The 14,042-nt window shown below is 44.3% G+C and carries 14 protein-coding genes; 10 read left to right on the top strand and 4 right to left on the bottom strand.

What is annotated here, in order from left to right:
- Nucleotides 1-2 precede the first annotated feature (2 nt).
- Both AC58UW_RS02665 and AC58UW_RS02660 read left to right on the top strand, forming a co-directional pair.
- The gene (locus AC58UW_RS02665; protein ID WP_497419167.1) at nucleotides 3-1,022 is read left to right on the top strand and encodes a Gfo/Idh/MocA family protein; all 1,020 of its coding nucleotides are present in this window, start codon (nucleotides 3-5) and stop codon (nucleotides 1,020-1,022) included.
- Nucleotides 1,023-1,160: 138 nt separating this feature from the next.
- Nucleotides 1,161-2,543: an MATE family efflux transporter gene (locus AC58UW_RS02660; RefSeq protein ID WP_497419166.1), complete on the top strand. Its 1,383-nt coding sequence runs from the start codon at nucleotides 1,161-1,163 to the stop codon at nucleotides 2,541-2,543.
- 169 nt (nucleotides 2,544-2,712) lie between these two features.
- Here the strand turns inward: AC58UW_RS02660 and AC58UW_RS02655 are convergent, their stop codons facing one another.
- The gene (locus tag AC58UW_RS02655; protein WP_497419165.1) at nucleotides 2,713-3,477 is read right to left on the bottom strand and encodes a MerR family transcriptional regulator; all 765 of its coding nucleotides are present in this window, start codon (nucleotides 3,475-3,477) and stop codon (nucleotides 2,713-2,715) included.
- 162 nt (nucleotides 3,478-3,639) lie between these two features.
- On the opposite strand from AC58UW_RS02655, the gene AC58UW_RS02650 reads away from it, so the two are divergent.
- Nucleotides 3,640-4,266, top strand: coding sequence for a LysE family transporter (locus AC58UW_RS02650; RefSeq protein WP_497419323.1), 627 nt, complete (start codon nucleotides 3,640-3,642; stop codon nucleotides 4,264-4,266).
- 2 nt (nucleotides 4,267-4,268) lie between these two features.
- Here the strand turns inward: AC58UW_RS02650 and AC58UW_RS02645 are convergent, their stop codons facing one another.
- Nucleotides 4,269-5,669: an amino acid permease gene (locus AC58UW_RS02645; protein ID WP_497419164.1), complete on the bottom strand. Its 1,401-nt coding sequence runs from the start codon at nucleotides 5,667-5,669 to the stop codon at nucleotides 4,269-4,271.
- Nucleotides 5,670-5,744: 75 nt separating this feature from the next.
- A complete protein-coding gene (locus tag AC58UW_RS02640) occupies nucleotides 5,745-6,041 on the bottom strand; it encodes a Rieske (2Fe-2S) protein (protein WP_497419163.1) in 297 nt (98 codons plus the stop codon).
- A 99-nt stretch (nucleotides 6,042-6,140) separates the two neighbouring features.
- On the opposite strand from AC58UW_RS02640, the gene AC58UW_RS02635 reads away from it, so the two are divergent.
- The 4 genes from AC58UW_RS02635 (at nucleotide 6,141) to AC58UW_RS02620 (ending at nucleotide 9,850) form a co-directional block, all read left to right on the top strand.
- Nucleotides 6,141-7,238 (top strand): threonine aldolase family protein, encoded by a 1,098-nt coding sequence (locus AC58UW_RS02635; protein WP_497419162.1) that lies wholly within the window; start codon nucleotides 6,141-6,143, stop codon nucleotides 7,236-7,238.
- 46 nt (nucleotides 7,239-7,284) lie between these two features.
- Nucleotides 7,285-8,190 (top strand): ATP-dependent DNA ligase, encoded by a 906-nt coding sequence (locus AC58UW_RS02630; protein WP_497419161.1) that lies wholly within the window; start codon nucleotides 7,285-7,287, stop codon nucleotides 8,188-8,190.
- 111 nt (nucleotides 8,191-8,301) lie between these two features.
- The gene (locus AC58UW_RS02625) at nucleotides 8,302-8,604 is read left to right on the top strand and encodes a Dabb family protein (protein WP_497419160.1); all 303 of its coding nucleotides are present in this window, start codon (nucleotides 8,302-8,304) and stop codon (nucleotides 8,602-8,604) included.
- Nucleotides 8,605-8,764: 160 nt separating this feature from the next.
- Nucleotides 8,765-9,850: a peptidoglycan-binding domain-containing protein gene (locus tag AC58UW_RS02620; protein ID WP_497419159.1), complete on the top strand. Its 1,086-nt coding sequence runs from the start codon at nucleotides 8,765-8,767 to the stop codon at nucleotides 9,848-9,850.
- Nucleotides 9,851-9,909: 59 nt separating this feature from the next.
- On the opposite strand, the gene AC58UW_RS02615 is transcribed toward AC58UW_RS02620, so the two are convergent.
- Nucleotides 9,910-10,308, bottom strand: a complete 399-nt coding sequence (locus AC58UW_RS02615) for a helix-turn-helix domain-containing protein (RefSeq protein ID WP_497419158.1) — start codon at nucleotides 10,306-10,308, stop codon at nucleotides 9,910-9,912.
- Between the two features lie 452 nt (nucleotides 10,309-10,760).
- Here AC58UW_RS02615 and AC58UW_RS02610 point away from each other — a divergent pair, with 452 nt between their 5' ends.
- The 3 genes from AC58UW_RS02610 (at nucleotide 10,761) to AC58UW_RS02600 (ending at nucleotide 13,557) form a co-directional block, all read left to right on the top strand.
- Complete coding sequence (locus AC58UW_RS02610) at nucleotides 10,761-10,985, top strand: helix-turn-helix domain-containing protein (RefSeq protein WP_497419157.1); 225 nt, start codon at nucleotides 10,761-10,763, stop codon at nucleotides 10,983-10,985.
- Nucleotides 10,986-11,881: 896 nt separating this feature from the next.
- On the top strand, nucleotides 11,882-12,109 hold the full coding sequence (locus tag AC58UW_RS02605) for a hypothetical protein (RefSeq protein WP_497419156.1): 228 nt from the start codon (nucleotides 11,882-11,884) through the stop codon (nucleotides 12,107-12,109).
- Between the two features lie 980 nt (nucleotides 12,110-13,089).
- Complete coding sequence (locus tag AC58UW_RS02600) at nucleotides 13,090-13,557, top strand: hypothetical protein (protein ID WP_497419155.1); 468 nt, start codon at nucleotides 13,090-13,092, stop codon at nucleotides 13,555-13,557.
- Nucleotides 13,558-14,042: the final 485 nt, after the last annotated feature.

The raw sequence follows: 14,042 nt of genomic DNA, 5'->3' as shown, positions 1-14,042 counted from the left end.
CCATGTTAAAAATCGGATTAATCGGATTAGGCTTTATGGGGAGAACGCATTTGGAGAATTACATTCGCCTTGAAGCCGAAGGGGTTCCAATTAAAGTCGTTGCCTTATGCGATATTGATATCGTAAAGTTGGAAGGACAGGCGGCTGGAGGCAATATTGATACTGGAGCTTCCGGCATCGACTTCAGCGTCTACAATAAGTATACAAGTGTTGCTGAAATGCTTGAGAATGAGCAGCTTGATTGTGTGGATATGACACTGCCAACGTTTTTGCACAGAGAAATTTCCATTCAATGTTTGAATAAAGGCCTTCATGTTTTGTGTGAAAAGCCGATGGCACTGAATGCAGAAGAGTGTAAAGACATGATTGAAGCTGCCGAGCAAAACGGGAAACAGCTGATGGTCGGTCAATGCCTGCGCTTCTGGCCAGCCTATGAATATTTGAAACAAGTTGTCGCAAATGAAACGTATGGCAAAGTTCTCGCTGGTTACTTCTACCGCGGCGGCGGAACGCCGACTTGGGGACCCTGGCTGTTGCAGAATGCGAAAAGCGGTGGAGCACTGCTCGATATGCACGTTCATGACATCGATATGATTAACTGGTTGTTTGGCAAACCGGAATCCGTCTCCTCCTTGGCTCGCAACGTTGTTCCAGGCAGTGGGTACGATATCGTTTCAACGAACTATTTGTACGAAGATGGCAAGGTTATCAATGCCCAAGCGGACTGGACGCTGCAAGGGGATTACGGCTTCGATATGCAGTTCCGGGTTAATTTCGAAAAAGGCAACGTCGTATTCACAGCGGATGGCTTGAAAGTGAATGTGAACGACGGTCCTGGTTTCACTCCTGAGATCTCCGCGGAAATGGGCTATTATCAGGAGCTCAAATATTTTGTAGAGACTTTGATTTCTGGACAAAATGTAGCAACTGCTACACCTTTCAGTACGATGGACAGCATTGTTATCGCAGAAGCTGAAATTGAGTCAGCTGATAATCGCGGTGCATGGGTTCGCGTCAAATAGCTTTGAATCATGGAGCAACCTCGGATTTCCTCGAAAGAGAGATCCAAGGTTGTTTGTTTTATTGGATATTAATAGCATTTGACTGAAATCGCTTACGTATCCTAAACTAAAAGCATTTGAAATTGAGGAGCATAGAGAATGATAGACACTCAGTCAACAGCAACTTGGAAAAAGCTTAGTCTATTCGCTATCACGTGGCCGATCTTCATTGACTCCGTTCTAAGGATGATGCTCGGTACCGCGGATGTGTTCATGCTCAGTCGAATCTCAGATGAAGTAACCGGAGCTGTCGGATTAGCGAATGGAATCATCGTATTCTGCATCCTGATGTTTGGCTTCGTCGGAATCGGAACGAGTGTAGCGGTTGCCCAAAATTTAGGTGCAGGCAGAGCCAAGGAAGCAAGTCGTATTTCGGCACAGGCGATAACCATTAATTTATTATTCGGGATCGCGGTCAGCATCGTCTTGGTTGTATTTGGCGAATCGATCATGCAGCTAATGAACTTGGCTCCTGACCAGATTGCTATAGCTAAGAAATACCTGAATCTTATCAGTGCTTTCATTTGGATCGAAGCGCTGTCGTATGCAGTTTCGTCCGTACTTCGTTCGAATGGTCAGACGAGAGACGTTATGTATGTGACACTCGGCGTGAACCTGATCCATGTCGTTGGTAATATTCTGCTCATCTTCGGGAATCTCGGGTTTCCTGAATGGGGGGTAACGGGGGCTGCGGTCTCCACGGTCGTAAGCCGTTTACTTGGACTCATCGTACTTTTTGTGATTTTATATCGCCGGATTCCTTTCCCGATTCGCCTCAAGGATTACTTCACTTTTGACAAACGTATCGTGAAGCAAATCTTGAGCATTGGACTCCCTTCTGCGGGCGAGCACTTGTCTTGGCAATCTCAATATTTAATGATAATGGGCTTCGTTAATATCATTGGCCAAGTCGCGTTAAGCACTCATGTGTATGTGATGAATGTAACGAATTACTTTATGGCACTCGGTATGGCGATCGGTATGGGGACGGAGATTATCGTTGGTCATATGGTTGGAGCAGGCGAGTTTAAGGCAGCGTACCACAAGCTCATTCGCAGTCTGAGAATGACATTCTTACTGACCTTTGTAGTGGTTGGTATAGCTGCTATCTTCCGCAAAGAGCTGCTCGGGTTGTTTACGGATAACCCAGAGATTATCGCGATGGGATCGGGGATCCTGCTGCTAAGCGTAATTCTGGAGCCTGGACGTACCTTCAATTTAGTTGTTATAAATTCACTCCGCGCAGCAGGTGATGCTAGATTTCCAGTTGCCATGGGAGTTCTCTCCATGTGGGGCGTTGCGGTGCCGCTTGCGTATTGGCTGGGCATTCATATGAGCATGGGGCTTCTAGGAGTATGGATTGCCTTTGCTGTCGATGAGTGGTTGCGAGGTTTGATTATGTATTTACGGTGGAGAAGCCGCGTATGGGAGACGAAGGCGTTGATCAAACCTACTGGCGGCGGCGTTACTGCCAACTCCTAACACAAAAGCACAGGGCCCCTAAGGGTTCCTGTGCTTTTTGGGCTGGAGGTTGACATACACACGGCTGCTGGTGGCTGGTGTAATACTATTCTATTCAGGTTTCTTCTAAATAACTGGATGTTTGCAGGATATAGTAGAAAAAATGCTAGTGTCCCTATTCACTGGGTTATTATTTCGTTAAACCGGTATAAATGTATATGGCATCCCTCAGAAATTCAGCGGTTCCTGGTTGTTTATCGTCATAGTATGCCTTAAATCTCTCATCATCCACATACATTTGGGCTAGACCGGCATGAGCCTCTTTGCTGTATTCGCTCCAGTAATAGGATAGCCATTGCTTGTGCAGATCCGCGGCTTTTTGGGCGGCTGCGCTAGCTGGATCTCCCGTTTTGAAAGCTTCAGCAAGTGAGGAGATGACTTCATTGGTCAGACGTGTAACCTCGTCATGCTCCTCTTGCGTCATGTTTTTCAATTTTTGATTTGATTTGTTCACTTGTTCATCGCCATACTTCTCGCGAATTTCTTTCCCATACTTGTGCTCGTTCTCATCAATAAGCTGTTGTTTAAAGCCTTCGAATTTCTCCTTATTTGACATGGATATTCTCCCTTCATGTAACGCTATCGTTTTTTCAACATTGGCAATCAACGCATCAAGCTGGGCTCGCTTGTCCAGGAGCTGTACATGATGTTCTTTAAGTGCATCAGCTCCATGGAAGGTGGGGGCGGTTATGATCTCTCTGATGCGATCTAGATTCACACCTAATTCTCGGTAAAATAAGATCTGCTGTAATCTATCAACCTCCGCCTGGCCATAGATTCGATACCCGGAAGAATTGATTCTTGCCGGCTTAAGAAGCTCAATCTCATCATAGTACCGAAGCGTTCTGGTGCTTACACCTGCCAATTTTGAGAGACTTTGCACGGTGTATTCCATCTGTTCACCTCCTGACAACTTAACTCTACAGCTTGACGCTGCGTGAATGTCAACGACTTTTTTATAGCAAAAGCCCAAACAAAGTTATACAAGCCCTGTTCAAAGAATAGGATAATACGAGCCGTAAGGCTTGTATGTATAACCGACGAATGGGTGATCGAGATGTATATGATGCTAAGTTTTTTACTATTGGGTTTGTCACTTTCCGCGCCGATTGGTCCTATTAATGCCGCCATGCTAGACAGAGGCATCAAGCGCGGCTTTATGCATGCTTGGATGGTGGGTATAGGAGGCATGCTCGCTGACGTCATATTGATTGTGCTCATTTATTTCGGTCTTGTACACTTTCTTACAACACCATTTATGAAGACGTTTCTCTGGCTGTTTGGTTGTTTTATTTTACTCTACACAGGAATCGAAAGTGTCATTGGTGCTGGCAAATTGAAAACGGAAGGTTATAGATCAGAAGAAACGTTGGCGAAATCCTTTTTTACTGGATTAATCATGGCCATCAGTTCTCCCTTATCCATCCTATTTTGGCTAGGGATCTATGGGTCGGTGTTAGCAGAAACCATTGCAAAGTATGATAGAAACCACGTGCTGTTGTATACGGGGATCATGTTCGTGGGGATTATCCTGTGGGATCTCATCATGGCTTCGTTAGCCAGTGTATTTCGCAAATACCTTACGCCACGCGGACTTTCGGTCATCTCCATCGTTTCAGGTTTGTCCCTGATCGGTTTTGGTCTGCATTTTGGAATAAAAGCTTTTCACGCCCTCTTCACTTAACGTTAAGTTGCCCCTTCACGATTATCAGGGTCCTGGATGGACAAATTGTCAGTATGGAATGTAGCGATGGAACTTGGCGCATTCTTCTTCCATTTGAAGCTCAGTCCCAAAGTCACAAGGCCAATGATCCCGATGAACAAGAGGCTGACCCAGAAGCCTGGCCTGCTCGTCGGATGAAACGCCGTTCCTGTGATTGCTGCAAGGATAAGTAACACGCCAGTGTACCTTTTGATTTTCCCCCACATAGATAATTGCAATAAGCGTCCTGATGATAGGAGGATGAACAGCCAATTCATCAGCAGCATAATGCCTGCCGCAGTGGTGATATACGCATACAATTTCTCAGGCAGAAATAGAGCCATCAGCACCGCTGCCGTTATTCCGCCAGTCGTAAATCCGATGGCGGGTAACGGTATTTTGCGTTTGCCCTCTGTTCGTCTGGCAAATATGGCGGGAGCATTGTGATCTTGTGCTAACGTGATAAGGATCGTTGTAACCGCAAATAGCGAAGCGACCATCGTCGAGAATCCCGCGATGATCAAAATCGCATTGAAAGCATGGGGGACAAAAGGGAGCTGGTAGGAACCTAAGGCCGCCTGAAAAGGGCTTTCCTTTCCCTGCAGTTCGCTCAAGGGGATCAAAGTCAGGGCAAGAGCTAACGAGGCGATATAGATGATGGTTAAAAGAAGTATCATCATATTCCCGGCTTTTGGGGCCTCTTCAGGCCGCTTAAGCCTTGCGGCCATGATGCCCATGATTTCAATGCCGCCAAACGCATAAAAAGCATAGATGAAAGAAGACCAAACACCGACTCCCCCTTTTGGAAAGAAGGCCTCCTTGGTAGTCGGAAACTTCGGCGGGTGTGTGCCTGTAAGGAATCCCAAGACCGCCGCACCTGCGATAATCACAAACATGACAATCGCAGACACTTTGATAATGGCAAAAACATGCTCAGCACGTTCGAAAACTTTGGTCCCGAGCAGAATAACGCCAAGTCCTAGGAGGGCGTAGGCCGTCGCAAAGACCCACATCGGTAACCTGGGGAACCAGAAGCGGGTGAAAAATGATAAAGCTGTTAACTGACTTCCCATAATTAATAGCTCTGAACACCAATAGACCCAGCCGCTGCTGAAGCCTGCCCAGCGGCCGAAGGCTTTGGCGGCATAGGTCTGAAATGAGCCTTGCTGGGGATCTTTGCCCGTCATTTTGGCCAGAACATCGAAGACAATATAAGTGCCGAAAGCTGCGAGTATAAACATAAAAAGGACGGAGACGCCGCCCATTTGAATTGCGATTCCGGAGCCTAGGAAATATCCGGTGCCTATGGTGCAGGCGACTCCGAGCAAGCTCAACTGCCACCACTTCATTCCCTGGGACTTACTCGTGCTTATCTTGTCGGTCATGAAGCCTCCTAAAGCCGTTCTTTTAATAACAACAGCTGTTATTATAGCTTGACCACTGGTAAAATATACGTAAGATCATGCCATCTGAGCGTACAACTGGTTGTCACGAAGGATGACGTTATAAGAAGCAAGTCTGGCGCTAGGCACATTATGACAACGTCCTGTATGGACTTCAAAGGTCCAACCGTGCAAAGGGCATTCAAGCTCCCCGTCAATCAGATCCACCGTGTAACCGCCATGAGGGCAAACACTGGAGTAAAGGTTGTACTGGTCATCGTCTACCTGCATCAAAAAATACAGATCACGGTCAAGCTCAACCTCCACAGGAAAAGTAGTAAATTGATCAATGGAACCGATGAGGATTTCCTTCATGGCTTGAGTCTCCTTTTTCGAATAGAGTTAGTTTGATTATAATCCACTGCCCTTCTAAGACCAAGAGTGAGCCGTGACAAACAAAGGAGTACGATACAAATGAACAAAATCAATCCATTATTAGCAGCGTTTCAACAAACCAACTACCCATTGGGTGGACATGGCAAAAGAAATATTCAAGTATTGATAGACGCATTGCAGGACGTTGATGGTCTTACGGATGGAGATACATATGGCAATGGGAAGTTAATTGAAGATTTCCAAGAGGAAATGGCCGCGTTTCTTGGTAAAGAGTCAGCCGTCTTTTTCCCTAGTGGAACTATGGCTCAGCAAATTGCTCTACGTATCTGGTGCGATCATAAAGGGATCAAGAAGGTCGCCTATCATCCGCTCAGCCATCTGGAAATTCACGAGGAAGACGGGCTGAAGGAGCTTCATCACATCGAGCCTATCCTGCTTGGTGGTAAGGGTCGTCTCATTCGTCTAGAAGATGTGCTGCAAATAAAAGAAGACATCGCCTGTTTATTGCTGGAATTGCCGCAGCGGGAAATTGGCGGGCAGCTTCCTGATTACGAAGAGCTTACACAGATCTCAGCCTATTGCCGCAGCCATGGCATCAAATTACATTTGGATGGGGCTAGACTATACGAGATTCTTCCTTATTATCAGAAGTCTGCGCGCGAAATCTGCGAGCTGTTTGATAGTGTGTACATTTCGTTCTATAAAGGGATTGGCGGCATTGCTGGGGCAGTTCTTGCGGGAGACGAGACATTTACGAAAGAGTCTAAGGTGTGGAAAAGGCGCCACGGCGGCGATTTGATTAGTCTGTACCCGTATATCCTTAGTGCAAGCCATTATTTCAAGCAGCGTCTGAACAAAATGGAGCAGTACTATGAGGAAGCCAAAGAACTTGCTGCTTGGTATAATGAGGTTCCTGGCGTTGTTACGAACCCTATTAAGCCAGTCACAAATATGTTCCACGTTCATATCCATTGGCCAAAAGAAGAGATGGAGTCCCTATTAATTAACTTATATGAGGCAACAGGGGTTGGACTCACTCAGTATTTAAAAGAGTTGAACGAGACATCATGCGGTTATGAGGTTTCCATCGGGGATCGGTATGCCCATGTACCGAAGGAAGAGCTGAGCAAAGCTTTTGCATGGTTGAAAGGTCATATGAAAGAAAATGGCGTTTAGACTTAAGATTAAATCCCCAAACTGGTAACAGGAGGGGATTTTTCTCATGTTATTTTCAGCTATAAAGCCAATGGCCGTCAGTCTCGGTCAGGAGCCTTTTGATGATCAACAATTTATTTATGAGCCGAAGTGGGATGGCGTTCGAATCCTTATCCATAAGCAAGGAAGCCGCATTGAAGCCTACTCGCGGAGCGGAAGAGCAGTAACCCACAAATTCCCAGAGTTGCAGGATGCATTAGGAGGGATCAAGTCGCATTCTGCTATTTTAGATTGCGAAGGGATCGTATTACGTGAGGGCTCGCCTGCATTTGATGACTTTTTGTATCGGGAGCGAATCAGTCAATCAGGGAAAATAAACCGTGCGGTGCACACGCATCCGGTGACCTTTGTTGCGTTCGATCTTTTATATACGGATAGAGAGCATCTAAATGAAGCATTAATAGAGAGGAAAAAGCGTCTAGCGGCTGCCGTTGATTCTACACCCGTACTGATGCCGACGTTGTTTGTGGAGACGCAGGGGAAGGCGCTTTTCGAAATGATGAAGGAACGGAATATGGAAGGGATCGTGGCCAAACGGAAGAGCTCGACTTATGTGCCTGATAGCAGAAGCAGTGAGTGGCTCAAGATTAAGTATGTGAAATCCATAGATGTGGAAATATTGGGGTACAACATGGACCCTTTCGAGCTTGTCATCGGATTGAATTTCAGGACGGTGAAGCATAAACCGGTTGGTGTAGTGGGAGCGGGTATTACAAAGGCGGACAAGGAATTATTTCTAGCGTTAGCAGCGCCATTAGGTACGGTGATAAAAGGAAACACGCAGTGGATGGAGCCGCGATTATGCTGCCGCATCGATTATCTGGATCGAACGGATATGCATCAGTTAAAGATGACGACGTTTCGGGGATTTCTATTGGATAAGAGGCCTGAGGATTGCGTTTGGCCGTATTGAGATCTGAACATTAGCCTCCTCAGATTGAAACACTTCAGCATGGTAAAGAAAGTATGATAAAATAGTTTGATGTGGAGTAGAAGAAAATAAGCAGGAGGTTGGTCCGACACGATGTTTGAACACTTGGTTTGTTTTAAATTTAAGGAGACTTTAGCTGCGCAGAAGGAACAGGAATTGATTGAGACGTTATTATCTTTTAAAGGTAAAATACCGGGCATTGTCCAGATTACTGCAGGTGCGAACGAGACAGAAGAAACAGGGAATAGGCAGGGGTACACACTTGGATTGCGGGTGACCTTCCAAGATCGTGAGTCTTTGCAGCAGTATGGCCCACATCCTATTCATCAGGAATTCGTGCAATCGCTTAAAGGCATAATCGAAAATGTAATTGTGATTGATTACCCTATTAAATAACGATAGGGATTGATAAGAAGGGGACTGGCAGCTTTTGCCGGTCCTCTTTGTTTTGGGAACCACAGAATTTCCCATATAGGAAATGAAGTAGCAGGCCAGAGAGTTGGGGAATAGTATTACCGCGGTAAAATAATTTTCAGCTTAAGGAAGGTGTCTGCTAATGCAACAATGGAAGGAAAGTAAAAAGCAAAGAACGAGAATCGGTATGTTTGCAGGAAAATATCTGGGCGTTGCTATTCTGTCGGTCATGCTTCTACTTTATGTGCCGAACCTGGCAGGAGCAGTTGGGAAACCCGCGAATGGTCCTGACGTATATGTCATTCAGGGAATGCTGAAGACACTGGGAAGCTATTCAGGTGAAATTAACGGTTATTATGATGATTTGACAGTGAGGGGAGTTAAGTATTTTCAGAAAAAACACGGACTTCCCGTGACAGGTGCGGTAGATAACCGAACTCTCGAATCAATCACATACGCTTATATAAGGGCTAAAGGAGCCGGCCAAGGCGGAACCGGAAGCGGCAAAGGCGGTGGCCAGGGCCATGGGGAAGGTAAAGGTCATGGCGGAGGCGGCAAAGGTCAAGGCGGAGGCGGAGGCGGACAAGGTGGTGGCCAAGGCGAGGGCGAAGGTAAGGGCTTTGGCGGAGGCGGCAAGGGTCAAGGCGGAACCGAAGGTGGACAAGGTGGAGGCAAGGGTAATGGCGATGGTAAGGGCTTTGGCGGAGGCGGCAAGGGTCAAGGCGGAACCGAAGGTAGACAAGGTGAAGGCAAGGGCAATGGCGAAGGTAAGGGCTTTGGCGGAGGCGGCAAGGGTCAAGGCGGAACCGAAGGTGGACAAGGCGGAGGCCAAGGCAAGGGTGCTCCGACACCAGCACCGAACGGCAATGGCATGAAAGCGCCGAATGGTAACGGAGGACAGACACCGATGCCCAATGGCAACGGAGCTCCGACACCAGCACCAAACGGAAATGGCATGAAGGCGCCGAACGGTAACGGAGGGCAGGCACCGATGCCCAATGGCAATGGTGCTCAGACGCCAGCACCAAACGGCAATGGCATGAAGGCGCCGAACGGTAACGGAGGGCAGGCACCGATGCCCAATGGCAATGGTGCTCAGACGCCAGCACCAAACGGCAATGGCATGAAAGCGCCGAACGGTAATGGAGGACAAGCGCCTGCACCGAATGGTAATGGTAATGGTAACGGGAATGGTAATGGGAACGGTGGTCAGTCAAACGACGATTAATAGAAAAAAGACTTCGTGAGGAGAGCCCATTTCATTCTAATAGAATGAAATGGGCTTCTTTATGTCGTATGCGGATCTACAAGCTTGGATTCCTGACGCTGCTTCCAGAATAAAACGGTCAGCATCCGCTCGACCCATTCCTTGTCCTCATCCGTTAAAAGTAAGCCATCGAACATAAGCTCATTCTCGCGAAGAAAGCGCCGTAAATTGACGGGGTTGCTTTGAAATTTCTCTGTTGACGGCGTTGATTCCAAGTACCCAGCCAGGTCCATTAGCTCAGAATACGACGTGTTGAGTCCTTCGGAAAGCTTCATCAACACTTCTGGTGATGGGATGCCGCGATTGCCGTTTTCTAACTGGGAGATGTATGCCGCAGAAACGCCAGAACGGTCAGCTAGCTCCCGCAGAGTAAAACCTTTTAATTTACGCAAATCTCGTAATTTATCATAGAAATACATTGTTTTCACCCTCGCGATTCGAAAAGTAAACAGTAGTAAACATTTTAATAATATCAGTATACAAAAGTAATTACAATGAGCGGAGGGTTGGAAGTTATCCGGAAAGAATGTTGTTTAAAGTAAACATTTTTGGTTGCAATAGTTAAATTCCGTGATATAATAGAAACTAGGGGAACAAAATGAGAACGGGAGGGGAGCAGAAACGAATGATGTGGGAAAATAAAGATCGTTAGTGGAAAATAAAGTGTGTTAGTGGAAAATAAAGTTCGTTAGTGGCTGTTAACTTCTGTAAACAAGCGGTTTTTGGAAGAAATAAATGAAAAATTATGAAATTTATTAGAATTTAGTTCAGATTATTCGGTTTCCTGATGGTTAAAGCCAAATAAGGACATTAAATATTTATTTTTCAATGATGAATTATAAGGTTTTTTAATAAGTGCTTATGTTATTGGATGAAGGAGAGCAGGGATATGAGGATTATGGCTAAAACCGATTCGTTTATGAGGGCTCGAATTATCAAAGGGTACTCCCAGAGGGAGTTGGCAAAACACTCGGGGTTAAGTCATTCCTATATCAGCTTACTGGAAAGATCATTAAAGTCAGTGGGACCTGCAACAGCGAAGAAGTTAAGTGATTTATTGGGAAAGGATTTGGAGGATGTCTTTCGGATTGATTAAACATATAAATGGAAATGACTAAGGACCGGTTTCACAGTGTCCTAAATTTTAGATTTTAAACTATGAAAACTTAAATTTATGCTCGATTATTATTTCGTCTGGTATGAGAGATTAAAGGCTTACATATCAGGCGAACCGACAATGAGGTATAGAAAGACCCATTGTTTGGAAGATGGGGTGAGGCGATGGGGCATATCCACGCTGCTTCAAAAGAAGATATTTCCAGATATTAAATTCCAGGTGTGAATAAACAATCAGCAATTTCGAAAGTTGATCTCGAATTAGACCCTGCGATAAATTCAAAAGATGTTTTATCAGTGTCAAAACTGTAAAAATACATATCTTAGACCTATTGAGGATTAATACTAGGGTTAAAATAGTAAATTGATTTTTACATATAAAAAAGGCAGAAGAAATTCTGGCTTTTTTATTTATGTAATGGGGGATAGAAAGCCATTACTAGGAAAATTATCCCATTTAATGTTTATAGAAGCGATGATAACGGGGATACAAAAGCGAAGATTGATCTGTTCCTTTACATCCACCCGAACAAATGTTTTTTCATTGGAAGATGGGTTAGAATTGCAGTAACAGGCTCAACTGATCAAAAGGTGCTTAAGAAACTTGACAAAAAAAATGGCATTGTTCTTAAAGTAGGAGGCGGTGATTACAAAGAAGATTCCTACGAGATTTCTAAATCATTATATGTTCCAACAATGAAATATTTATTTGAAAAATTAGCTGATTGGTACTGCTCCGAAAAAAAGAAACATAAACAATCCGTATAAAGACGCAGAGAAGAGACTTAATACGGATTCTTTTTTATAAGCGATTTGATGGGCTTGTTTTATTCACATTAGCTTTCAAAGCATAATGTGTAAAGGGGGATGCGAAGTATGAATAACCTTGAAGCATTAGCCGCTATTAACCCTGCGTTGTACCGTAAGATGCGTCTATCATATGTATGCGAAGACGATTTTGCCTCTAAGTTTAATGCTGCATTACCTGATGCCGTAAGGAGTGAAACGGCTGATGAAGTACCGCGTGATGAAGTGGCGATGTTTTGGCTGTTTCTACCGATATTTGAGCATATAGAGTTCATGGTGGTTTGTAATTTGTTATGAAGCGAGGCTAAGCGTCACGTAAAATTGAAAAACTGCTCCAAGCGGAGCCGTTATAGTGTAATAATAGCTTAGTCCCGATCTTCTGATTGGGACTTTTTGTCGATTGGTAAAATAAACTTCTGATCGGTTAGTTCTTGTGGACTAGACTGTGATATTCATGATATTCTTTTTTGTGGGTATTTTTGGATAATATTCAATGCAAAATTGGGATTTTAAAGTGCATAAAACAAATATTTCTTTTGATATTTAATCTCAATATTTGCATGTCGAATTATTACGGGAGATAAATATGATTGATGATTATTATGTAAACATTGAAAGTCTAGAGCGTTTTATTATTAAGATGCGTCGTAATTCATTAGACTCAAAACTTGAACTTTGTAGAAAGTTGAGCCATATGATTCGCGCTTAGGGAATCAAAATTTTTTACAGCATACATTTATAAATGCAAATCCTGCTTATTATGAAATTATCCGAAAGCATGTTCATTTCTTTGAGCTCGATTCCATTAGCAACATGTCTATAATTCATTTTCACGTTTAATCAATTTGTTAAAAAGTTATAGCCCTCCATTTAAACATGTGAATGATGAAGACAAAGTAGACCACAATATAGATCTATTTTTTACGAGAGCTGCCTTACAACAGTTTAAATATCAAGAACATCCGTTAATTGGGTTATATCGCTAACCAGTTCTTGTTACTGGTGAACCCGAGTATTCTATTTCAATATTTGCATTCGATAAAGTTAAAGGTAGAATTCAGAATGGTAAAGACGATGAGATTCCATTTTACTTTGATGGTTATATCGAGGCTGTTGAAAAAGGTAAGAAGACAGGATACTCTGCTACAATTGTATCAAGCTCAGAGATTGAACAAACGGAAAACGTTACTAAGAAAGCCTACCATTCCTCCATGAATTGCAACCAAGTGTTTCGACAATCGTAATACAGCATATACTGATGTACGGAGGTGCTTGAGATGGATTTTCTGAAGGATTTAGGCAAGCTGGCAGGCGATGTGACAGGCAAAGTGCTTGGAGGAACTGTCCGTGTGGCAGGGGAGCTTGTTCGCAGTGATTATATAAAGGAAATCGGGAATGATGTAGAACAGGTCACGGCTAAAACTGGAGAGATCGCAGGCCATGCAGCGAGCGGTGTATGGGATTTAGGCGCAGGCCTAATTACCGCGGATAAGCAGCAATCGAAAGCTGGACTCCATGAACTTGAACGAACGGCCATTACAACGACAAGAGGAGTTGGCCATGGCATCGAGTATGTGGTTGAGGGTGGAAAAGATGTCGTGACAGGCTTCAAGGACAGCGATAAAGCGCGGTTGAAAGACGGCTTGAAAAAGCTGGGAAAAGCGGCCGCTATCAGCATTCTGGCTATCGGTGTGATCGATGTCGTCGATGGTCCGGACATACCGGATTCTTCGGGTACGGTTTAAAACATGTGCCGTCATAAAACAGACCCAACGAGATATTGTTGGGTCTGTTTATAGTACTAGTTAGTGTACCACAACAGTGGTCAAGATAGCTGAATGAAGACACCTCGGCAATCGGCCTGACAACCGGTTGCCGTTTCCACGCTAAAGGGCAGATTTGCTCAAAAAAATGTATTCCCTCTAGTAACGGATTCTAATAAAATTATTACGATTCAACCTTGAGATGGAGGGATTTGGTGAGTAAATTTAAATTACTTCCTAACATAATGCTCGGGCTTTTATTTTCAGTTTTATGGATTTCAATTGGAGGTATTATTTACATTAATTCACTTTCAACAATGCCAAGAATTTTACACTCCAACAGTGGAATGAAGTTCTTGCCTTATTTCTTATGGGGCATTCCCTTTTTAGTAGTTGTATATTCCGAACGCTAGTCCGCTTATGCTCCCAGGAACTGTAATAGAAGATTGTAGGGCGTACAGGTTCGG

It is taken from the genome of Paenibacillus sp. J22R160 (assembly GCF_059692135.1).
The sequence above is the reverse complement of the archived record's forward strand: the minus strand, read 5'-3'. Positions and strand labels throughout refer to the sequence as shown.

Excerpts from the sequence above, each read along its gene's own strand:
- AC58UW_RS02625 (WP_497419160.1), top strand. The coding sequence starts at position 8,302 with ATGTTTGAACACTTGGTTTGTTTTAAATTTAAGGAGACTTTAGCTGCG.
- AC58UW_RS02650 (WP_497419323.1), top strand. The coding sequence starts at position 3,640 with ATGTATATGATGCTAAGTTTTTTACTATTGGGTTTGTCACTTTCCGCG.
- AC58UW_RS02645 (WP_497419164.1), bottom strand. The coding sequence starts at position 5,669 with ATGACCGACAAGATAAGCACGAGTAAGTCCCAGGGAATGAAGTGGTGG.
- AC58UW_RS02615 (WP_497419158.1), bottom strand. The coding sequence starts at position 10,308 with ATGTATTTCTATGATAAATTACGAGATTTGCGTAAATTAAAAGGTTTT.
- AC58UW_RS02655 (WP_497419165.1), bottom strand. The coding sequence starts at position 3,477 with ATGGAATACACCGTGCAAAGTCTCTCAAAATTGGCAGGTGTAAGCACC.
- AC58UW_RS02600 (WP_497419155.1), top strand. The coding sequence starts at position 13,090 with ATGGATTTTCTGAAGGATTTAGGCAAGCTGGCAGGCGATGTGACAGGC.
- AC58UW_RS02660 (WP_497419166.1), top strand. The coding sequence starts at position 1,161 with ATGATAGACACTCAGTCAACAGCAACTTGGAAAAAGCTTAGTCTATTC.
- AC58UW_RS02635 (WP_497419162.1), top strand. The coding sequence starts at position 6,141 with ATGAACAAAATCAATCCATTATTAGCAGCGTTTCAACAAACCAACTAC.
- AC58UW_RS02640 (WP_497419163.1), bottom strand. The coding sequence starts at position 6,041 with ATGAAGGAAATCCTCATCGGTTCCATTGATCAATTTACTACTTTTCCT.
- AC58UW_RS02610 (WP_497419157.1), top strand. The coding sequence starts at position 10,761 with ATGAAGGAGAGCAGGGATATGAGGATTATGGCTAAAACCGATTCGTTT.
- AC58UW_RS02665 (WP_497419167.1), top strand. The coding sequence starts at position 3 with ATGTTAAAAATCGGATTAATCGGATTAGGCTTTATGGGGAGAACGCAT.
- AC58UW_RS02630 (WP_497419161.1), top strand. The coding sequence starts at position 7,285 with ATGTTATTTTCAGCTATAAAGCCAATGGCCGTCAGTCTCGGTCAGGAG.
- AC58UW_RS02605 (WP_497419156.1), top strand. The coding sequence starts at position 11,882 with ATGAATAACCTTGAAGCATTAGCCGCTATTAACCCTGCGTTGTACCGT.
- AC58UW_RS02620 (WP_497419159.1), top strand. The coding sequence starts at position 8,765 with ATGCAACAATGGAAGGAAAGTAAAAAGCAAAGAACGAGAATCGGTATG.